The organism is Microcoleus sp. AS-A8, from assembly GCA_039962225.1.
Taxonomy (GTDB): domain Bacteria; phylum Cyanobacteriota; class Cyanobacteriia; order Cyanobacteriales; family Coleofasciculaceae; genus Allocoleopsis.
In genome coordinates, this window is record JAMPKV010000001.1 from 511,700 (window position 1) to 533,105 (window position 21,406).

Sequence of the window (21,406 nt, forward strand, 5' to 3'; positions counted from 1 at the left end):
GGACTAGAGGCCATAAATCTGTTTTAACAACAAAAATTTTAAAATTACTCTTAAGAAAGAATAAGAGCTAATTGCCCTCAGGTTGGCGGGTTTGAGGAGTAATTGTTTAAACCCTATTCAAGAAAAGTTCTATCGCTGCCACCGAGGATTGATGAACTCGCTCAAACCCTCTCCTAAAAGTGACAATCCCACCACCATTAAGGTCATGGCTAAACCCGGGAAAAGGGCTGTCCACCAAATTCCAGTGGGGAGGGCGCTGAGTGCTAGACGTAAATCTTGGCCCCATTCTGGCGTCTGTTCTGGCAGTCCCAGTCCCAAAAATCCCAAGCCACCTAAAATTAAGATGGCATCTGCTGCGTTGAGGGTAAATAATACAGGTACACTCTGAATCACGTTGAGAAATAAGTAGCGAGACAACACTCGGTTTGTGGAAGCGCCCATAGCTTGAGCTGCTTCGATGAAGAGTTCATTTTTAACGCTAGCCGTGTGGTTGCGAACTACTCGATAGTACTGGGGGATGTACGAGATGCTGAGTGCGATCGCAGCATTTAATATCCCCCGTCCAACCACAAAAGCTAGCGTTACTGATAATAGCAGTCCCGGTAGTGTATAGATGGTATCCATAAAAAACAGCAACACCCGATCTAATTTGCCACCCAGATAACCACTGACCAAACCCAAGGGGACACCGATAATCAGACTCAGGGTTGTCGCCAGCAATACGACTCGTAAGGCAGCTTGAGAAGCAAACAAAGTACGAGAGAAGACATCATAACCCTGGTTAGTCGTCCCGAACCAGTGCTTTGCACCTGGAGGCTCATGAATTGGGTTACTTAGTGATTCTATAGGATTTTGCAGCCATCCCCACGTCTGAAAGGTGGGAGCGAGAATAGCGACGGTTACGAAGAAAACTGTGATTACTAGCCCTATCGCCATTAGCTGCATTGAGAGGCTGGGACGTTCAGAAAATTTCAAAAATTGGGGTAACCGTAGTCGAGTCTGAGTCATAGAGCAATCATTTTGTAAAAGCTATTGCAAAAAGTATCAGTATTGTCTAATTATGTCTGATTTTTTCTAAGTTGATGTAAAGTAAACACCAAGACATAGGACTGGCTCAAATGCGGCTAGTGCATTGCGCCTAATGCTCATAGCACATTAAAACTTTTAAAAAGTATGCCTCACTTTACTCTTCGTATTAAACAATATTACATTACTGCGTTAGTTATAAGCTTTTCCTGTTGGCTACTCCTGTTACTCAGCAGTGGAGCTTTTTATGATGGATACCATTTGGTTGACGATCATGAGTTTGCCTCTATTTATTACGATCTTGATATTAAGAAGATTGGTCTAATTAAGAGTATCCTTGAATGGCTTCAAAATGATCATGTGTTCGGCAGATTTAGACCTGTCTACTATATCCATAGAATCTTAATTATTAAAATATTGGGATTTAATTTGTTTGCCTTGTCAGTTTATAACTTGTTTTTGGCAGGTTTTTCAACATTTTTCCTATTTATATTTGCCAAGAAACTCGGTTTTACTTTTACTGAATCACTTTTATTCTCATTTTTTAACGTGTTGGGGCTACAATCAGAAGTTTGGTGGCAGCTAGGGCCAGCTGAAACCCTAGGAACTTTTTTTCTTTCAGTAACTTTGATGTGTTTAGTGTTTAGTGTTTTATCAGAAAAGTTTAAAGCCATTTGGAAATTTTTATTTTGTTTTTTTACTATTTTAATGTCTTTAACTAAAGAGAGTTTTAGCCTGATTATCCCAGTTATGATTTTTATAAATGTTTGGTTTTCACATGATATAAATAATCTTTCCTGGCATGAATCGTTTAAAAAAAACAGCACATTAATTGTTTTTTTATCATTTTTTTTTAGTTTAGAAATTGCTTATATAAAATATTTTGTAGGTACTGATTTTGGTTACGCTGGTTATGAAGGTTTTCATTATCTTAAATTTTTTCAAACTTTAAATAGTATCAATCAGTATGTTTCAGGTTGGCTGATCTTATTAAGTCTGATTTTAGTCATTTTGGTAGCTAGAGTAATTAAAAATCAATCATATATTTATATAGCCCAAAAACTATATAAGCCATTTGCTGCATTTATTCTAGTACTACTTCCTCAACTATTGCTCTATTCTAAATCGGGAATGTCTGACTACAGATATTTACTCCCTGTTGTTTTTGGTTATGCTCTCTTGATTTTATTTATTACAGATTTTCTGAAAACCTATAAAACTGTATCTGTTTTATTCTTGTTAATCCTTAGCCTGAACCTTTGCGGAAAATTTTATTTAGCTTGGAATAATTCTTTTCTGTTTTCAAATTCTGGCAAGATTACAACAGCATTACTAAATACCCTAGAAATGAATACTCAGCCGGAAAGTAAAATATTAATAGTGGCTGATCCCACAACTCATCAGCAGTGGATACTATCTCTAAAACGATATCTTAAGTATATTGCTAGAAGAAACCATTTATATTTAAACGATGAGGAATTTAAAGATTTTCGTACTACGCTTCTTAACCCTAAGCGTGCAAAAATTTTTGAATATTATCACCTTTCGAGTGAACTTACAGGCAAAAACCAATTTGATTGTGTAGTTATATTAACACCAGATTTGAATAAAAAATTTACCCAAAAAGCAGAAAATTCGTTTGTAATTGATAAATTTAAGCTTAATATATTCAAGGCTGCTACGAGTCCCAATAGTGTTTTTAAAATATACTTGTATACCAGAAAAGTTAGTAACAGCGTCTAGAGTTATTACTTTTTAAAGGTTTGTAAAATCTTGTCGGCTTGCTCCTGAGCTACCTTGAAATGAAGGTTAAATAAATACGAGTAATGCGAATTGCTTTTATAGACCCGATTACATGGGAATACAACATTGCCAGTGCTTACCAGATGCCGATGGGAGGTTCTGAGTCAGCCCTTTGTTACCTGGCTGAGGCACTTGCTAAACAGGGACATCAAGTATTTTTACTCAATAACACCTCAGTACCTGGCAAGTCCCGTGGAGTGATTTGCCTACCCTTAAATACTGTGCCTCAGCAAATACTACAGTCCCTTGATGCTGTGATTGTGCTAAAAGTGGCAGGACAGGGAACGCACATCAAACCTCTCATTGCAGAGAATACTCGTCTGATTCTCTGGACACAACACGCTCACGATCAGCCATCTGTGCAGACTTTGCAAAACCCCGTTGAGCGAGATATCTATGACGGCATTGCTCTAGTCAGCGATTGGCAGCGCGATCGCTTCCATGAGAACTTTGGCATTAACCTAACTCGTATTGGGGTTTTGCGTAATGCGATCGCACCGTCTTTTTGTGGACTGTTCTCCGATAGCATTCCCATCCTCACACACAAGTCCAAGCCACCCATCCTTGCCTACACCAGTACACCCTTTCGGGGACTAGATATCCTACTAGACGTTTTTCCCAGAATTCGCAGCGCCGTACCGGGAACGAGACTCAAGGTATTTTCTAGTATGAAGGTCTATCAGGTTGCTGAAGCTGAAGATGAGTCTGAGTATGGTTCACTCTATCGTCGATGCCAGGAAACAGCAGGAGTGGAATACATAGGTTCTCTACCACAACCTGAGTTAGCTCGCGAACTTCAGTCAGTTATGGTATTCGCCTACCCCAACACCTTTGCCGAAACCTCCTGTATTGCAGTGATGGAGGCGATGGCCAGTGGTTGCTCAATTGTTACTAGTGACTTAGGCGCATTGCCGGAAACCACAGCTGGATTTGCCCGTTTAATACCCCTTGAAGATGACTGGGAATTCTACAAAGACTGTTTTGTTGAAGAGACTGTGCAGCTTCTTAGACAATGTACCGCTACAGACACAACAGATATCGAAACACATCTGAGGCAACAGGTGGAGTATGTTAATTGTGAATACAGTTGGTTCGTTCGCGCTCAGCAGTGGGTTCAGTGGTTGAGTAATATTGGGGCAAAAAGTGCGATCGCCGCATCTGTGGGGCCCCTAGACTCAACTCTAATTAAGTCAGCCGACTTGGCGTTACTAGCCTACCAATGCCTGATTTATGGAGAATATCCTCAAGCGGCGACCTTCTATGAGCAGGCGATTGAGAGTTACCCTACAGTCATGTCTAACTACTGGTATCTTGGCTTGACACTCCTTTTACAAAATCAAGAAGAGGATGCCCAAGCCACTTGGATGTTAGCAATGATCAATGGTGAGTCAGAGCAAGTCGATTTGTGGAAAGCTGAATTGGTGCAAGTGTTAAAAGCAGAAGCAAAGCGCTTAGAAGACGTTGCAGATGAGCATATTGTTGAGCGAATTCAACACTATATTCAAGAAATTACAACCGATTCCCTTTCAATTTAGGGTTAAAAGGATGAGCGCTCTACTAGGAGTCGTTTAATTTGGTTCAAATTTTGTTGAGCCACGTTGCAGTTGGGATCGAAAGATAGTGCAAGTTCAAAGGAGTCTTCTGCTTCCTGCCAGCGGTTCATAGCTAAGTAAGCTGCCCCTAAACCACAAGCTGGCTCCGTTGTCGTGAAACCCAACTCAAAAGGTTCTCCCGTATAATAATTGCCCTCTTGGCCTAATTGAATACAGGTTTTGAAGTACGTTATCGCTCCCAGCGGAAATCCTAATTCTATTAAAGTAAAACCAGTAATATAGTTTATGGGTGGGAAATTGGCGCACCATTCAAGACCCCGTTGACAGAGCAATCTGGCCGTTTCATAATCCTTCTGCTGTAAAGATTGCCCTGCTAAGGTAAAAAGAAGAGAGGGAACAAACTTGAAGTCCTCAGGGGGATTTCCTTCGATTAAATTGGGTAGGAGTCGCTCAAACGCTTCTACATAGCATTCTTGAGCTTGCTCTGGTTGCTGAGTCGCGTTATACATTCCCGCAAGGCAGTACAGAAGCATTAAACTCAGACCTTCTTTCTTTCGGATAGATTCTAAGATGGGAATGTTACGGGTGAGATTTTTCTGTAGTACCTGTTGCTCTGCATAACCGTAGTGCACAATCCTAGGGCTTTCTAGGTGTCCGATTAAGTGCGGCTGAATCGGTTGATTCTGATACTGTAGTTGCTCATGAAACCGATTGACATATCTAAGTTCTGGAAGATTGCGGAATAATCTAAGGGTATATAAAGGGGTCATCCCCTCTTGATCATGGACTTCAGTTCGGATTAAGGAATAGGCTAAAAATTCAGGCTGAGAAGTTAGCTGTCCTCTTAACTCATCTTTGGTTACAACTAGCTCCTCATCTGCATCAAGTACTAAAATCCAATTACCAGTGGCTTGGGAAATTGAATAATTCCGAGCCCCTGCAAAATCATCGCACCACTCGAAAAACTTCAGATTTGCTCCATAGTGAAGCGCGATCTCAGGTGTACCATCCTGAGAACCTGTATCGATGATAATAATTTCGTCAACGTAAGGTTTAACGCTATCTAAACAACGAGATAAATTTTGTTGTTCATTTTTGACAATCATACAGAGAGACAATTTAGGGAGAGATTTTGGAATTTTATTCATCTATAAGCCTCTTTGTTGCCGCTTTAACAATAGCAGTCGCCAAGGGGATTAGGACTCTCGCCACATACTGAAACCAAGACCCGTCAATATGCATCCCTTCTGCCGTTTGCCGTCTGCTCTCTGCCTTTTGCTATAAATCCACGAAAAGAAATAAAGACAACCTATATATTAAAGTAGCTGGATTCAACTCAATAAAAACACTCAGTTTAACTCAGCTAAATCCAGCGGCGAGTTGCTACCAGGCTAACCTTAACTGTTTGCTGAAACACTGGCTGGCAGATACTTCTCAATTATCCGGCGAAACTCACTCTTGGACTTGACACCTTGAACCTGCTCCAATAATTCCTTATCTTTAAAGAACTGCACTGTAGGTGTACCTATGATCTGGGCATTCTCAGCAATGTCTGGATCTTCCGTAATATCAATTTCGACAAAGTGAATTTTGCCCTCAAACTCTTCTACCACCCTGTTAAGAATTGGTTTTAGGGTGCGGCAAGGACCGCAGGAGGGAGAAACATACTTCACCATAATCAGGCGATCGCTCTCATGGAACAACTTCCGCAACGCATATCCACCTTCATGCCGCGTGTTGTTAACATCCAACGTCCCTTCGGGTGTTGCTGTCGTCTCTTCTTGGGTCAGTTCAGCTGCGGGTGGACTTTCCGAGGACTGTAGCTGCTGATGGTGTTCAGTAATCAAGTGATTCACCGAAAGCCAGCGTTCTGCCAGCATTGCCGCCATACAGCCCGTCCCTGCTGCGGTGATTGCTTGACGAAACTCGTGATCTTGGACATCGCCAGCGGCATAAACACCTTCTACACTGGTTTCCACTGACCCTGGCTTGGTCACAACGTAACCGACTTCATCCAATTCTAGCTGTCCTCTAAATAAGGAAGTGTTGGGTGTGTGACCGATCGCGTAAAATAGCCCCTTAACATGCAGGTTACGCTCTTCGCCTGTCTTGGTATCGCGGAGTTTCACCCCTGTCATGCGATCATTCTCACCGAAGATATCTAATGGTTCAGTGTTCCAGTGAACCGTAATTTTGGGGTTGTTTAACACCCTGTCTTGCATAGTTTTACTCGCCCGCATCTGATCGCGACGTACCAGCAAGTGGACGCGATCGCCGTATTTTGTCAAATACACCGCTTCTTCAGCCGCTGAGTCACCAGCCCCTACGACTGCCAGTTCCGCACCGTGGAAAATTGGAGTTGCACCATCGCAGATCGCACAAGCAGAGATTCCACGGCTCCAGAACACCTTCTCACTGGGTAGCCCCAACCGTTTCGCTGTAGCACCCGTGGCAATAATCACGCTGTGAGTTCTAAATTCCCGTTCCTCAGAACGAACAATAAAGGGACGCTGGCTCAAATCCACAAACGTGACATCTTCTGTATAGCACTGTGTCCCCCAGCGTTCAGCTTGCGTTTTCATCCGTTCCATCAGTTGTGGACCCGTAATCCCTTCCGGAAAACCAGGAAAGTTCTCTACTTCCGTCGTAGTCATCAACTGTCCACCCGGTAGCCCTCCAGCTTGAAAGCCTTCAAACATAACAGGTTTCAGGTTTGCCCGTGCGGCATAGATGGCAGCCGTATAACCAGCAGGACCAGAACCAATGATTACAAGATTTTCTACAGTTGGGTTGGACATAAACTAAGCAAACTCATAACGACTACGTTTATTTGCAGTATAGCGGTTTTTCATCCGCTCGTGCAGCCCCTTGATTGTTAGTGTAGTCTGGGGTCAATCAACCTCTATCAGTCGCCTGCATTGGCAAGGGCAGCAAGCAATTGAGCTGATGAGTTTAATTCTTGACGACAAAAGGGGAATCCTTAAACTGGGTTAATCTATCCCTCCTAGGTTGACTGCTCCTAGGATTTAAACAATTCTTCATTAATGAACATAGGTGCCATGGATAAACATACCTCTGAATCACTCGACAAAATTCGTCAGCAATTCGATAACAGCCCCTATCCGAGAAATCCTCTGGAAGAATCTCCCAAAGATAATTTAGGGTGGATCTATATTCAAAACTTAGTAACTCCCTATTATTTAAGAAATAAGAAAGTTATTACAACCGAAGGGAAATTTATTTTAGATGCAGGATGTGGAACTGGATTTACATCCTTAGTTTTAGCCGAATCTAATCCTGGTGCAAAGATTATTGGTGTGGATTTATCCGAAGAATCTGTTAATCTTGCTGAAAAAAGATTAGAATATCACGGCTTTACAAATGTTGATTTCCATGCATTGGCGCTCGAAAATGTCCCTAATTTAGGGATTGAATTTGACTATATCAACTGTGATGAAGTTCTTTATCTCTTACCCGACCCAGTCATTGGTTTAAAAGCGATGCAGTCCGTGTTAAAACCTGAGGGAATTATCCGATCCAATCTTCATAGCGCAATCAATAGAGCAAATTATTTCCGCGCTCAAGAAGTCTTTAAAATGATGGGCTTGATGGAAGGAAATCCACGAGAAATGGAGATTGAATTAGTTCATGAAACCATGAACGCTTTAAAAGATAAAGTGGTGCTGAAACGGCAAACTTGGGGTTCTGTATTTGAAGAGAATAAAGAGGCTGTCCTTACTAATCAGTTACTTCTGGGTGACAAAGGCTTTACTATTCCAGGCATGTTTTCTGCATTAAGAGCTGCGGATCTGGAATTTATCAGCATGGTCAGTTGGCGGAAATGGGAACTGATGGATTTGTTCAAAGACCCAGACAATCTTCCCGTATTTTTAGCATTGAGCTTACCAGAGACTTCAGCAGAGGAGCGGCTGCATTTGTTTGAACTATTAAATCCCATCCACCGGGTGTTGGATTTCTGGTGCGGACATCCGAATCAAGCTCAACCTTTTGTACCCATGACTGAGTGGACAGCTTCGGACTGGCATAACACTAAGGTTTATCTCCATCCCCAGATGAGAAGACCTGAAATCCAGGCAGAACTGATCAGATGCGTAACCCAACTGCAACCCTTTGAAATCAGTCAGTATCTACAGGTAACGGCACAGTCGAGTCTAGTGGATAGTACTGTTGCGGCTTGCCTATTACCCCTATGGGAGTCAGTTCAGGATCTGCCGTCTCTAGTGGCACGATGGCTGCAATTAAGACCCGTTAATCCTATAACTTTGGAGCCAACCACTCAAGAGGAGGCTCTTGAAGTCCTTACAGAGACGCTGAGTGGGCTAGAAGAATGGGGATATGTACTGTTAGAACGTCAATCATGAGTGGTTCAAGATGGCACCCGGCAAAATTTTTTGAGGTGGGTGATAGGAAAAGCCAAGAGACTGGGTAAGCTACATCCAGGCGTTATTCATCAAGCATCACAGACCTCAAGGAGAGAATTACTATGAAGCCGGAATTTCAAGCCAAGTTCCTGCAATACCTGAACCGCCAGAAAAAAGATGAGGGCTTCACGCTGATTGAGCTGTTGGTCGTCATTATCATCATCGGTATTCTAGCGGCTATTGCCCTACCCTCGTTGCTTGGTCAGGTTAATAAAGCCAAGCAAGCGGAAGCCAAAAATAATGTTGGTGCTATCAACCGGGCGCAACAGGCTTACTTCCTGGAGTATCAAGAATTTACAACTGACCTCACTCAACTCGGCGTCGGGATTAAAACCCAAACGACCAATTTCTTTTACACGATCGCGGATGCCAGTGGCGTAATTAACAGCAAGGCTTATTCAGACCCAGCTCTAAACAAGAAGGGACTCAAAGCCTATACTGGAATTGTGGGTACTGTTATAGGAAACACCCAAACGGGTGAAGCTCTCACAGTTGCCTTTGCTTGCGAGTCTAATACCCCCACCTCAAATGCTGCGGAGAACGTATCAAACGTATCCACTCTTACCAACGGTACTAGTTGTCCATCAGGCTACAAGGACTTGGCTGGAACTGGCAACAAGTAAGACAGAAGTTGTATTTTAGCTGGAGTATTCCCGGTCAGTACGAGCTAGAGTTTTGCAGAGAAGTGAGTAGTGTGACTCTAAACTACTCACTTTTCTCTATTGGAAGCGTTTTTTCATGAGCGATCAGTCTTCAATCCTAACTCACAAGCAATGGCAGAAGCAGGGCTATCAGTTCCTGCTGCAAGGAAACTACCATCAAGCCGCAACGCTTTACGAACAGGCAATAGCAGCCGAACCGGATGTTAAGTTTCACTATTGGTACCTGGGGCTAGTATTGCTGTTGCAGGGGCAAGAGTCAGAAGCCCAAACCACTTGGTTGATGGGGATGATGGAGGGGGACTCCAGTCACGTTGAGCAGTGGACAGAAGAATTGCATGAGGTGCTGCAACAAGAGGCGAATCGGCGGGAGACTCTTGAAGACGAGGCTGCTGCTTTGACGATTCGGCATCACATTCGGGAAATTTGTCCCACAGATATTAATAATTTGTTACGCCTCGTGCAGTTGGCAATCAAGCAAGATACCTATACGGGTGATGAATTAATCGAGTTGGGTATCATTGAACTGCTCAAGTCGGAGCCACTCATAGACGTAGACTGGGACATATTACTTTCGGGGTTGCAGAGTGTTTTAGAGTATGCCCCTGTGCTTCCCTCCTCGGTGGAATTGGCAGAAGCTTGTTTGCCGTATATTACACAAAGAACGAGGTTATATCACTTTCTCAATCTCCTGCTGCCAACGGCAGTAGAAATAGCCTACTCTTACAGTCAGCCTGGAATCGCTGCACGCTTTTTAGAGTTGGGTGTACGTTTAGACCCGAAAAATCTGGAGTGTCTGCGTCACTTAGCCCATTGTTATCAAAATTCCGATCAATTCGAGCGGGGGATAGAAACAGCTAAACTCTATTATTCTCTCTTAGAATCCTTGCCTGATAAAACCGCTGCTAACTCGGTGATTTTGAGAGGGTTGATGAGTGCTGCCGGGAATTGGCAAGAAGCCTTGACAATCTTTAAACGGCAACAGTCCCTCTTAAGCGAAGTCATTGAGAAACATCGCACACCGCTGCCATCAATTATCATCTCGCGTCTACTCAATTCAAATTTTTTTGCACCGTATTTTCAAGACAAGCCGAGGCAATTTAGGCAACTTCAGAATCAATTATCGGCATTTTGCCAAACCAATACAGAAATTGAGGCAAAGGAGCAAGCTGAACGATATCGCCAGCGACATGCAGGGCAGCAAGGGTCAGGGGTAACGACGAAACCGCTTAAAATTGGCTACATCTCTCACTGTTTCAGATTGCATTCGGTGGGCTGGCTAGCACGATGGTTATTTCAGCATCATGACCGTGAGCGTTTTCAACTCTACGCCTATTGCATGGCTTGCGACCCAATCTTTGACCCTTTACACGATTGGTATTTAAAGCAGGTTCACAAAACTTACAAATCAAAAGGTAGCGGAGATGTTGCCGAGGAAATTTTTCAGGATGAAATCGATATTCTCGTTGATTTGGATAGCCTAACCCTGGATGGTACCTATCAGGTGATGCAGCTAAAACCGGCACCCATTCAAGTGACTTGGTTGGGTTGGGATGCTTCAGGAATCCCTGCCGTTGATTACTTTATTGCCGATCCTTATGTTTTACCGGAGTCAGCCCAAGAGTATTACCAAGAAAAAATCTGGCGATTACCTCAAACTTATATTGCGGTGGATGGTTTTGAGGTGGGTGTGCCAACCCTACGCCGTGAACATCTAGGGATTGAGAGCGATGCTGTAGTTTATCTGAGTGCTCAACGGGGATACAAACGTCATCCCGATACAGCACGACTGCAAATGAAAATTCTCAAACAAGTACCTAAGAGTTATTTCTTAATCAAAGGAGGATCTGACAAAGAATCGATAAAACGCTTCTTTACCCAGCTAGCAGAAGAAGAAGGGGTAGAGAGCGATCGCCTGCGATTTTTGTCGTCCGATGCCACAGAAGCCACTCATCGTGCTAATTTAGGCATTGCAGATGTGGTATTGGATACTTATCCCTACAACGGCGCAACTACAACGCTCGAAACCCTTTGGATGTGCATTCCCTTAGTAACGCGAGTGGGCGAACAATTTGCGGCGCGTAACAGCTACACCATGATGATGAATGCTAGCATTACAGAAGGCATTGCCTGGACAGATGAAGACTATGTCGAGTGGGGAGTACGCCTGGGTAAAGACGAGGCACTACGGCAAAATATAGCCTGGAAACTGTGGCAGTCAAGGAAAACCGCACCTCTATGGAATGGCAAGCAGTTTACCCATGAGATGGAAAAAGCTTACGAGCAAATGTGGCAGAGGTATGCTGGCGCTAGTCCAAAAGGCTTGTAGTTGGCTTTAGCGCTTAAGCTACAACTACGAACCCCAGTGGAGTTTCTTTTAGCTACGCCAGACGTTCCCGAACGACCTGTTTGTATAATGCTTCAAGCCCTGCAATACAGGCTTTGTCGTCATAGAGATAGTTGTGACGCTCGTTCATGCGATCAGCAACGTGACGTCGCCAAGTGGGGTCTAGACCTAATTTCACAGCTATTTCAATGTATTCTGCTTCATTTTGAGCGATTGTGTCCGTTACTCCCAGCCTTTTTAGAAAACTGTCGGAGTGACGAGTTCGCATGAATTCTCCCGGACAGGTGACGACGGGAAGATTGCACGCGATCGCCTCTAATGTTGTATTCCCACCTGACCAGCTGAACGTATCTAGATATACATCTGAGAGTAAATTAATCATCAGATAATCAAACCGCTCTGGAATGGTGCGGAATACACAGTAATCCTCGCTCTTGAGTCCCACCTCCGCAAAAGCACGGTTTAGGCGCGGTTTAAGTAAATGACCACGAAGAAACAAGAATTGAGATTGAGGAACACGACGAGCGATTTCAGCAAACACAAAATCATAGTGCGGTAGGTACTTAAAAGGAGCTTGACAGCATAGATAAATAACCGCATCATCCCGTAACTGAAAATCAGCTCTAGTTTTTGTCACTGTTGGAATGTAAGGTTTGGGATAAGAAACACCAATATTGGGTAACCGAATTAGGGTTTCTGAATAATGGTCTTGAGCCTTTTCCGACTCCATTAACTCACTAGATAAAAAGTAATCCATTGTTGGCAAACCGGATGTAACGGGATGACCCCAAGCAACGCATTGGATTGGCGCAAGCCGCAGCGCTGCGATTTGCAGGGTTTGCGGGTTCATACCAATTTCGGGAAATACCAGGATGTGAAGTTGATCGGCAATGATTTGTTCACAGGTAGCTTCCAAATTATGAGGAAAATGGTGGAACACATCACTAGAGTTTTGAAACTGTTGGGTAACTGGATCTATATAATCCCCAATGTAATAACAGTAAATTTCAAAATTTTCTTTGTCACAGTATCGCAACCAACCCGTTAACCAAAGTGTGCCACTATAAGCGTGAAAATAGTTAGAAACGTAGCCAATGCGAATTTTTTGATTATCTTTAAGCGGTGGCATTGACAAAGGAGCAATCCAGTTAGGATAGTTAGCTGCCATGATTTGATGGACTAACGTTCCATACTGACCTAAAAGCTCTCTGTCATTTTGATTCTGATAGGAAAGGTAAAAATTTGTGAACCGAGCAATACCTGCTAGCGCATTTTTCTGTTCTTCAGGAGTTTCTAAAGAGGTCTGCTGAATTAATGTTTGTAATCCTTTTATAAATCGCTGTCGATGAAGGTTAATTTCTTCTGAAGTCTGGTAGATAATCGGTAAAAGTAAGTTTTTAAGGAGTTTAAATGTATAATCATGGGGTAAAAGCTGGCAGGCAGTATTTGCACAAGATAAAGATTCTTGAATATAACCATTAAGCTGCAAATTGATGATAGCTGAAAAATAAAAATTGCCGACTGTCCCGTAAATCTGGATTCCTTCTTGAAGAATACTCGACGCACGTTCGGGACGATTAAGTTGTCTAAAACACTCACTTAAGCACCAATAAAGCTCAGGAGTTCCCGTTTGAGCTTCTATAATTTTTTCATAGTAGTCAATTGCCTCCTGCCATTTAGCTTGCTGGAATAGTTCGTGGCTGAGTGGAGGAAGAACCTGTCCAGATTGTTTATTGATCAGGCTATCTAATTCATAGACTTGAAGCGTTTCTGCTTTAGCTTGTGCCATCGCCTGCTGATTTTCATTTTCTAGAATAATTCGAGCCTGGATGCGAGGCAGAAGCGCTTGCCACTGAATTTCCCCCAGCCTGTGAACCAGAGAAATTTCTAGTCCTTGAGTAACATCTAAATCCTCTTCCATCAGCAGATTCATTGCAGCACCGGACACAATCAGATTGGCATCCTCCTCAGAAATGCCGCTAGTGTCGATGAGCAAAGTCATCTGGTTTTTATCTGGGTGAGATGCGATCCAACGAAAAACCCGTTCTAAGTCTACGATAAGCGACTCTTCTGGCTGTGACCAATTGGGAAAAATAATGTAGTTAATTTCGCTCAGATGAACCGGGAGTGAAAGCGTAAGGGAATAGTCCTTTCTCCATAATCTGCTATCTCCCGACAAAGGGTTTCCCCTGATCGTCTCCAGAAACCGAACCGCCGTAGGAACCGGACTATAATTTTCAATTGCCCACTGGTGTCCTGCTACAGAAATGCGTTCTAAAAGTCCTGGATCGCTGGCAATGCGGTGAACGGTATCCTCGATATTATCTAAATCAATGCCGATGTAGTGCCGCCAGTTCTCCGGCATTACTGGCAAGACAGCACCATACTTCTGTAAATCAACATGAAAGGTCACGCATCCCGCTGCCAAGGACTCCCAAAATCGCCAGCTATCCCACCATTCCAAGTAAGGAGGTTGGCTATCTCTGGGTGGAACCAGATATCCGCCAAAAGCAGCGCAAGCTGCTGCCGCTTTCAATCGTTGGTAGTAATTCGGGTAATGACGCCGATCGGTTTGCTGCCACTGTAAGTAGTGATAAGGGTCTGAGGGGGGTTCATCAAAATAGTCAACGGTATCTTCAACTGGTAAAATCGCCTGAAAGCGGGAACAGAACTGTTCGCCAAACAGCTTTCTCAGAGGATGCTCAACCTTTAGCTGCGTCGAGTTGATTCTAGCCATTCCTGGAGGCAGGGGAGGCTGAACATCTCCAAAATACATCAATGTGATTTTGTCTTGAGTAACGCGGAAATTCGCCAGCATGTATTTGTTTCGCTGCTGGAAATCTGGTAGATTGCAAGTTTCTCTAAGTACACGATTAGAAAGCCCAAAAACCCATGGCAAAAAGTTAGTAGGATACTCCGCTTGGCTATTTAAATGGGTTCTAAAGATGAAGTCAAAATTTCGAGAAGCTGGATACCAAGCGGGCGAAATCGGCCCATCCATATCATCTAAATAGACCGTTATATAGTTGCGCCCTGGGTGAAAAAGATTTTCTGGAAGAGAATGATGTTGGATAACCCATCCTTTTTCGACGACGACAACGGTACAATCATCGGGAGTCATGTTGGGATGATAGCGAAATAGATAGTCTTCTCTCTCAGGTGAAATCTTCCAAAAATCGACATTGGAGTAAAACGGAATTCCTAGTTGCTTGAGTCCTTCAGCCAGACAGATGCTTAAAGGCTGGTAACCGCTTGGCAGGCAATAAAAAAATATTTGACCTTCAAAGGAACATTGAGGAGGGGATGGGACGTTAGCAAGAGCATCGTTCATTGTTCAAATTGCGCCAATTTGGCTGAATTTTACTGCAAAGTTCGCATCTCTAACAGACTATCGAGATCGCAGCTGGGAAGACTCCCCGCTTTCACTTTAGCGATCGCTTGTTCATTTTCATTCTCCAAGATAATGCGAGCCTTGAGGCGAGGCAAAAGCGCTTCCCACTGGATGTCTTCCAGATTGCTAACCAGAGAAATTTCCAGTCCTTCAGTTACATCTAGACCCTGCATGAGCAGATTCATCACAATTCCCGACAAAGCCAGATTGGCATCCTCTTCAGAAATGCCGTTGGTATCTATCAGAATCGTCATCTTACTTCTATCCGGATGATTGGCGATCACCGCGAGTACTCGTTCGATTGCTATTTCCAGTGAGTCTTCGGATTGAGACCAATTCGGGAAGATAATTAAATTGATGTCTTTCAACTTTAAGGGTCTAAGAGTGGCATCGATTAATACAGAACTCACGATTCTTGCCATTTTTGACCATGAGAACTTTTGCGCTTGTTGAAGTCCGGCGGCTATCAAAGATTTACGAATATCAGGCTTTTGGACTTCACAAAGAGCATCAACCATTCCATCAACATCCTCATCATTCACGTATATAGCCGCTTCCCCCGCTACTTCAGGAATAGAAGCATTGGGGCAAGTAATAACTGGACAAGCACAAGCCATTGCCTCAAGTACAGGCAAACCAAACCCTTCGTACTTCGATGGATAAATCAGCGCCACAGCCCCAGAATAAGCAACTCGCAATTCTTCATCACTAAGTTGCAGCATATGAACGGCGCTGCCTAATGTATAAGTTCTAAATTCTGGTTCTAGTAAAGTTCCGCTTCCAGTACAGACAATTTCAAAGCCGTGTTTACTAACAAGTTGGGCAAACGCTTTGAAGAACAAAATTGAGTTTTTATAGCCACTGCCAGCCCCAACTAATATAAAGTAGGGTCTGGTAATGCCGTACTTATTTTTGAAATAATTTATAGTTTCAACGTTTGCAGGGGAAAAAACTGCTTTGACTCCGCTATGGGCAATGGTTATTGACTCTACAGGAATTTCAGGAAACCAATTTGCTAGATCGTTTGCCGTATTTTCTGAGATAGCTATATAGTCACAGCCGTGTTTAATTCCGTAGTGTTTCTCTACCCACATGGGATGATTAAGATCCCATCCCATGTATTCTGGAATCATATCGTATGCCATGAACACAGAAGGAGTAGATAGGGGTGTTGTATAATAAGTTGAAATAAATAGGTTAGCTTCTTCTTCATCGCATACTTGCTGTAGCATACTCCGGTCGGCTTCTGTGTTGTTGTAGTCATATTGGGATACAGTCCGATACCAGAGACCAGAAATTTTTGGGGCAGTTCCAGCTCGATCTAATATAACTAGATACCGACCGAAATCATTATCACTCCACTCCTCTAATAAAGATTTCCATAATCTAGCAATTCCGGTTTGATATAACTGAAAAAATACGCCATCTACTATAATTTTTATATTTGTTTTGCTTGCTTCTTGACGTTCTTGTTTCTTCTTGTTTGAACTACTAATAGTTTCGCTATCATCCAAATAAGCCAGAGCTTTCAAGTAATCTTTGGAGATTAGTGACTCTTTTTCCAGTTCTATCTGTTCAAAACGAAATAAATTCTCAATTTGAGAAGCCGATAATTTTTTTTCAGTTAGCAAGTGGAGAGTTGAACCTTTGGAGTAAAGATTAAGGCTAAACTTCTCCGCTATGAAAAGCAGGGCCTTGTTTGTATAAAGAGAAATATGCTGACCTTCTTCAGGTGCATAGTACCACCATTCATGTGGCTTAGGGTTATTGTCGGGCAGCAATTCAGTACTGAACAAAATATTTTTAGAAAATTTTAATATTTTTTCAATTTCTGGTAAAGGATTGACGAAATGCTCAAATACTTCAAAGGCTGTAACGAGTTCATAATAAGTATCTCCATTTTGCCCAACTTCAAACCCCAGCGCAAATAAATTAGGACAAAAAGTATCATGCCAATAGAAATCGAATCCCATATCTCTCATCATCCGAACAAACAAGCCATATCCGCCTCCATAGTCTAAAAATTTGGCCTCATGAGCGAAAATCTTAAAGATCAGTTCGCTAGTTATTCGCGAAAAATTAGTGTTCCTAAAAACTAATCCAACATCACTCTTTGCTATGGGTGATGAATAAGCTTCTTTGAGCCAGTAAGGTTCCTCTGTTTGGATGAACCCGCAGCTTGAACACTGAAAATAATCTACATAATATTTATTTAGTAATTTAGAATTGGCAATTTTCAAGGATTCGGCTTCACAAACTTTGCATTTCATGGGAATATTGTCCAGTATTTTTTTTACAGATGGCAGAAGATCCTTACTTTTCCATTTTTTTAACTTGAGATCATTAGTGTTAGGTAAATAGTAATGTGGCATCCCATCTTTTGAAGTTACCTGAGAATACTGCATGACCTTTTGTTTTCTGCAAAGCTCAGAATTTATAAATAAATCTAAATGATATATACTTACCCCTTCTATAAACACACCTGAATGCTTTAATTCGTGAATAAATTCATGGATTTTTCCAGAATAGTAAAGATTTTTATTGTATTTAAACAAACGGCGCTGGGGATCGGGATAATGAGGATTCTGAGCGATATAATGTTGCTTACTAAATGGACTAATCCACTTTCTTGTTATCCACAAATTGTCAACTTCTATTGGATTGCCTTCCTGTTGGGTTTCCAAGGCATTTCCTTTTTCCTTTATATTTATCAAAAGATTGAGAGTTTCTTTATCTATAAATTCATCGGAATCCAATACAAAAACCCAATCAGTTTTTACTTCCTGCAAATAAATATTTCTTTGTTGAGAATGGTTACCAGTCCAAGGAGAGTGAATGATTCGGCTCCCATACCTTAAAGCAATGTCACAAGTTCCATCATTGCTACCTCCGTCAACAATTATCAATTCATCATAAACATAATTCAAAGATTCTAGGGCAATTGCTAGGGTTTTTTCTGCATTTTGCACCATCATACAAACAGAAATGCTAGGCATACGCTTTACAAAAATCAATCAAGCATTATAAAAATAGCTTAATAAGGAGTTTAATTATGTCATTTTTCCTCGCTAGTCTCAAAGAAAGTGGAAAGCTTGATAATGTTTTTATGACGGTGGGTATTGTTGGTTCTCGCAAATTATCAATTGGTGATGATTATGGTTCGGCTGACTGGAGGTTACTGGCACCTAATCTGACTATTTACGGATTTGATGCTGATGATGATGTTTGTGAAGAAGCTAATACCGATATAGCAGTACGGCAGGTCAATTGGAAAGAGAAACATATCCCTCTGGCTCTAAATAGTTCTGTAGGAGAATCTACCTTATATGTTACCGAACAGTTAGCTTGCACCTCTTTATATCCACCTAATAGTACTTATTTGGCGCGGTTTACTCAAATTATTCCAGATTCTTTTAGGGTAAACCTTACTCTTGAGATGGAAACGACAACATTAGACACTTACTGTCAGCAGGAAGGTATTAACGAAATAGACTTTTTGCAAATAGATGTTCAAGGAGCTGATCTGGATGTATTAAAAGGTGCATCTTTGTTATTAAGTCGTAGTGTTTTAGCCATTCAGACAGAAGTTGAATTTTCTGCTCTTTACATGAATCAACCTTTATTTGCTGATATAGACATTTATCTCCGAAAAAAAGACTTTACGCTATTCGATCTAGAAGGGTGTAGCCGATATACCCGTTCTCGATCACCGATTTATTCACCGAAGCGTGGAGGTCAATTACTTTGGGCAGACGCTTTATACTTTAGAGATTTAATTCGAGAAGATATTAATAGCCCCTTAAAAACACCATTGCACATATTAAAATTAGCTTGTATCGCTGACATTCTTGGCTTTCCTGACTATGCTTTGGAATTACTAGAATATTTGACGGTGCATCATGGTGATGATCCGAAATACAACTTAGCTAACCCCATTATTAAAAGTTTATCCCAACTGCCAGAGTTAGTTGAACGAGGATTGGACTCTCTACCTGTAGTTACTAATATTCGTACTCGCCTTTAATTAATTTTCATACCCGCATTGTCATGTTCAATGCTGGTATACTCCTATTTTAGCGATCGCCCTTTTTCCCTGTTGTACCTGCTGTACCGACGCGCTCCTTGATTCCCGTCAGCAATGCTTTGTATTGAGCATTATCAGGATTTAACTTAGCCAGCTTCTCCATCGGTGCAACTGCCCCCTCTAGGTCGTTCATCTGTATCCGAATTTCAACTAACTTTTGCAAAGCAAACTGATTCTCTGGTTCCCGCTCTAAAACTCTTTCATATCCCTTTTCTATCTCTTTCAGTTGAGAGTTGGGCGAGGGGGTAGCTGTCTGAGCATTTTTTGGAGGTTCTTGGAAGCCCTTCATGAATAGCTCAGCCATACCAAATATTGAGGTACCAGCAAAGGCTAAGCCGGAAAGGATGATGAGAAACCGCATTAGAGGTTTCTGAGAAGATGTATTTTGAGTCATGCCCTAGTCTAAAGTTATGTCAGGTTATGGATCATCGAGCTTTTTGGCTTGTTCATGCACCTTGGGGGTCAGTGAAAGAGCTATCTTTAACTTACCCAGTTCATGGCCTTTAGCGATCAGCGAGAGCTGGTGCCGTAGGCAATCGCCCCCAGTTAAATTTTCCACCGTGGCAGCTGAGTAGCGCCTGCTGAAAACTATAATCGCTCAGTAGTTGACTGATGTGTTTATGCTTTCCCCATCTCGTCACAGCCTAAGTCAAGTGGTTCCCACATCTATTATTGCTGTAGTGTGTGTTTTAGCCGTTGGTATGCTACAGGTTCCTCAGCTGAACGCTCTGAGGAGCGGAACCCAAGACGCAACACCCGAAGCTCTCCAGCGAGAAGTCAACTCTGAGAACTTACGTCTCAATCTCCTTGGGCAAACTCCGGCTTTTGGCTTTGACAATTTGCTAGCCGATTGGGTCTTCCTGAATTTCCTACAATATTTCGGAGATGATAATGCTCGTTTACAAACGGGTTATGCTCTCTCTCCAGACTACTTCAAAATTATTATTGCTCGCGATCCCCGGTTTTTAGGTGCTTACATCCCTCTGTCTACCAGTATTTCTTTGTACGCTGCAAAGCCAGATTTATCAGTCGCTTTGATGGAACAGGGGTTAAAGTCAATGTCTCCCAAGTCACCCCCCAAGTCCTACTACGTTTGGCGTCTTAAGGGAATTGATGAGTTGTTGTTTTTAGGCAATCCTCAGGCAGCAAGACAATCTTTTGAGAAAGCAGCCGAGTGGGCAACCCTCTATCCCGCTCCAGAAAGTCAGAAAATCGCCGCATTTTCACTCCAAACGGCTCAGTTTCTAGCCCGTAACCCTTTGAGTAAGTCGGCTCAAGTGGGAGCTTGGGCAATGATATTCAGTAACGTCACGGATGAGCGGACTCGTCAGATTGTTATAACCCGCATTGAAGCGTTAGGAGGTCAAGTGATTGTGACACCTCAAGGAGAGGTAAAAATTCGACCACCACAGAGCGATTGAGCTTCAACACCTCTGAATTAGGTCAAAGATTATTTCCTCCCGAAGCAATATGCTCTTCACCCAGGGAGTAAATTCTTGGTGTCAATAGGCCAATCCCACAGCTTCGCCAAGATACCTAAACCAAAACCAGTTAGGGAAACGACAAGGAGAATCCCAAAGGCTTGCCATTTGTTGTAACTTTCCGTCTGAAGATCTAACCTAGCCAACGCACTAGCAGAGATCAGAACCAGAACTCGGAAAAAAACCTCGATCCAATGCATGATGACAACAGCTACAAAAGCTCCAACAATCACAGATACAAACGCTCTGCTATCAGATTGCAGGAAATTCCCATAAAATCCCTTCAGCAGCTCCCAAGGAGCCGTCATGGCGGAACTAATTAGCAAGGTATATGCTGCTCCCATCAGCCAAATTAACCCAGAACTATCCGAGGCTGTGATCAACCAACCAAAGATGCTATAGGTACATAGCAGAAGCAACAGTGAAGTCCAGGGCAGTTTCTTCACGAGGGACAGGGCTCAAGGTGAGCTATAGCGAGTGTAATCGTTTCCGAAAAGCGGAGTGGAAAGCAGTGAATATGCTTTTTTGGGAGTTTTTGAGAGTGATCAGATTCACAAAGGTCGGCTGATCCAGATCGCCCTATACACATTACAGGCTTTTGCATACTAAAGAACGACTGA

Annotated in this window: 14 protein-coding genes and 1 pseudogene; 8 read left to right on the forward strand and 7 right to left on the reverse strand. The window is 42.5% G+C overall.

Annotated elements, in window-relative coordinates:
- Positions 1 to 129: 129 nt before the first annotated feature.
- A complete protein-coding gene (locus tag NDI48_01920; protein ID MEP0829958.1) occupies positions 130 to 1,008 on the reverse strand; it encodes an ABC transporter permease in 879 nt (292 codons plus the stop codon).
- 165 nt (positions 1,009 to 1,173) lie between these two features.
- Here NDI48_01920 and NDI48_01925 point away from each other — a divergent pair, with 165 nt between their 5' ends.
- Together NDI48_01925 and NDI48_01930 are read left to right on the forward strand one after the other, a co-directional pair.
- Entirely contained in the window at positions 1,174 to 2,769 is a 1,596-nt protein-coding gene (locus NDI48_01925; protein ID MEP0829959.1) for a hypothetical protein, read from the forward strand.
- An 83-nt stretch (positions 2,770 to 2,852) separates the two neighbouring features.
- Positions 2,853 to 4,364, forward strand: coding sequence for a glycosyltransferase family 4 protein (locus tag NDI48_01930; GenBank protein MEP0829960.1), 1,512 nt, complete (start codon positions 2,853 to 2,855; stop codon positions 4,362 to 4,364).
- A gap of 2 nt (positions 4,365 to 4,366) precedes the next feature.
- Here the strand turns inward: NDI48_01930 and NDI48_01935 are convergent, their stop codons facing one another.
- A complete protein-coding gene (locus NDI48_01935) occupies positions 4,367 to 5,530 on the reverse strand; it encodes a glycosyltransferase (GenBank protein MEP0829961.1) in 1,164 nt (387 codons plus the stop codon).
- A 249-nt stretch (positions 5,531 to 5,779) separates the two neighbouring features.
- Entirely contained in the window at positions 5,780 to 7,180 is a 1,401-nt protein-coding gene (gene trxB / locus NDI48_01940) for a thioredoxin-disulfide reductase (GenBank protein MEP0829962.1), read from the reverse strand.
- Between the two features lie 261 nt (positions 7,181 to 7,441).
- Between trxB and NDI48_01945 the strand changes: the two genes are divergently transcribed.
- From NDI48_01945 to NDI48_01960, 4 genes and pseudogenes are all read left to right on the forward strand, one after another.
- A complete protein-coding gene (locus NDI48_01945) occupies positions 7,442 to 8,764 on the forward strand; it encodes a methyltransferase domain-containing protein (protein MEP0829963.1) in 1,323 nt (440 codons plus the stop codon).
- Positions 8,765 to 8,922: 158 nt separating this feature from the next.
- Positions 8,923 to 9,045 (forward strand): annotated as a pseudogene (locus NDI48_01950) (prepilin-type N-terminal cleavage/methylation domain-containing protein).
- Complete coding sequence (locus NDI48_01955) at positions 9,019 to 9,447, forward strand: type IV pilin-like G/H family protein (GenBank protein ID MEP0829964.1); 429 nt, start codon at positions 9,019 to 9,021, stop codon at positions 9,445 to 9,447. Before NDI48_01950 ends, NDI48_01955 begins: the two are co-directional and overlap by 27 nt.
- A 115-nt stretch (positions 9,448 to 9,562) precedes the next feature.
- Complete coding sequence (locus tag NDI48_01960) at positions 9,563 to 11,812, forward strand: O-linked N-acetylglucosamine transferase, SPINDLY family protein (GenBank protein MEP0829965.1); 2,250 nt, start codon at positions 9,563 to 9,565, stop codon at positions 11,810 to 11,812.
- Positions 11,813 to 11,864: 52 nt separating this feature from the next.
- Here the strand turns inward: NDI48_01960 and NDI48_01965 are convergent, their stop codons facing one another.
- Both NDI48_01965 and NDI48_01970 read right to left on the reverse strand, forming a co-directional pair.
- Positions 11,865 to 15,161 carry a hypothetical protein gene (locus tag NDI48_01965; protein ID MEP0829966.1) on the reverse strand — a complete coding sequence of 1,099 codons (3,297 nt, stop codon included), beginning with the start codon at positions 15,159 to 15,161 and terminating at the stop codon, positions 11,865 to 11,867.
- 29 nt (positions 15,162 to 15,190) lie between these two features.
- Complete coding sequence (locus NDI48_01970) at positions 15,191 to 18,217, reverse strand: glycosyltransferase (GenBank protein MEP0829967.1); 3,027 nt, start codon at positions 18,215 to 18,217, stop codon at positions 15,191 to 15,193.
- A 56-nt stretch (positions 18,218 to 18,273) separates the two neighbouring features.
- On the opposite strand from NDI48_01970, the gene NDI48_01975 reads away from it, so the two are divergent.
- The gene (locus NDI48_01975; protein MEP0829968.1) at positions 18,274 to 19,245 is read left to right on the forward strand and encodes an FkbM family methyltransferase; all 972 of its coding nucleotides are present in this window, start codon (positions 18,274 to 18,276) and stop codon (positions 19,243 to 19,245) included.
- A gap of 49 nt (positions 19,246 to 19,294) precedes the next feature.
- Here the strand turns inward: NDI48_01975 and NDI48_01980 are convergent, their stop codons facing one another.
- Positions 19,295 to 19,699, reverse strand: coding sequence for a tetratricopeptide repeat protein (locus NDI48_01980; GenBank protein MEP0829969.1), 405 nt, complete (start codon positions 19,697 to 19,699; stop codon positions 19,295 to 19,297).
- 259 nt (positions 19,700 to 19,958) lie between these two features.
- Between NDI48_01980 and NDI48_01985 the strand changes: the two genes are divergently transcribed.
- A complete protein-coding gene (locus tag NDI48_01985; protein MEP0829970.1) occupies positions 19,959 to 20,726 on the forward strand; it encodes a hypothetical protein in 768 nt (255 codons plus the stop codon).
- Between the two features lie 56 nt (positions 20,727 to 20,782).
- Here NDI48_01985 and NDI48_01990 read toward each other — a convergent pair whose 3' ends face one another.
- Positions 20,783 to 21,232 carry a hypothetical protein gene (locus tag NDI48_01990; GenBank protein MEP0829971.1) on the reverse strand — a complete coding sequence of 150 codons (450 nt, stop codon included), beginning with the start codon at positions 21,230 to 21,232 and terminating at the stop codon, positions 20,783 to 20,785.
- Between the last annotated feature and the right edge of the window lie 174 nt (positions 21,233 to 21,406).

Excerpts from the sequence above, each read along its gene's own strand:
- NDI48_01920 (MEP0829958.1), bottom strand. The coding sequence starts at position 1,008 with ATGACTCAGACTCGACTACGGTTACCCCAATTTTTGAAATTTTCTGAA.
- NDI48_01925 (MEP0829959.1), top strand. The coding sequence starts at position 1,174 with ATGCCTCACTTTACTCTTCGTATTAAACAATATTACATTACTGCGTTA.
- NDI48_01930 (MEP0829960.1), top strand. The coding sequence starts at position 2,853 with ATGCGAATTGCTTTTATAGACCCGATTACATGGGAATACAACATTGCC.
- NDI48_01935 (MEP0829961.1), bottom strand. The coding sequence starts at position 5,530 with ATGAATAAAATTCCAAAATCTCTCCCTAAATTGTCTCTCTGTATGATT.
- trxB (MEP0829962.1), bottom strand. The coding sequence starts at position 7,180 with ATGTCCAACCCAACTGTAGAAAATCTTGTAATCATTGGTTCTGGTCCT.
- NDI48_01945 (MEP0829963.1), top strand. The coding sequence starts at position 7,442 with ATGGATAAACATACCTCTGAATCACTCGACAAAATTCGTCAGCAATTC.
- NDI48_01960 (MEP0829965.1), top strand. The coding sequence starts at position 9,563 with ATGAGCGATCAGTCTTCAATCCTAACTCACAAGCAATGGCAGAAGCAG.
- NDI48_01965 (MEP0829966.1), bottom strand. The coding sequence starts at position 15,161 with ATGAACGATGCTCTTGCTAACGTCCCATCCCCTCCTCAATGTTCCTTT.
- NDI48_01970 (MEP0829967.1), bottom strand. The coding sequence starts at position 18,217 with ATGCCTAGCATTTCTGTTTGTATGATGGTGCAAAATGCAGAAAAAACC.
- NDI48_01975 (MEP0829968.1), top strand. The coding sequence starts at position 18,274 with ATGTCATTTTTCCTCGCTAGTCTCAAAGAAAGTGGAAAGCTTGATAAT.
- NDI48_01980 (MEP0829969.1), bottom strand. The coding sequence starts at position 19,699 with ATGACTCAAAATACATCTTCTCAGAAACCTCTAATGCGGTTTCTCATC.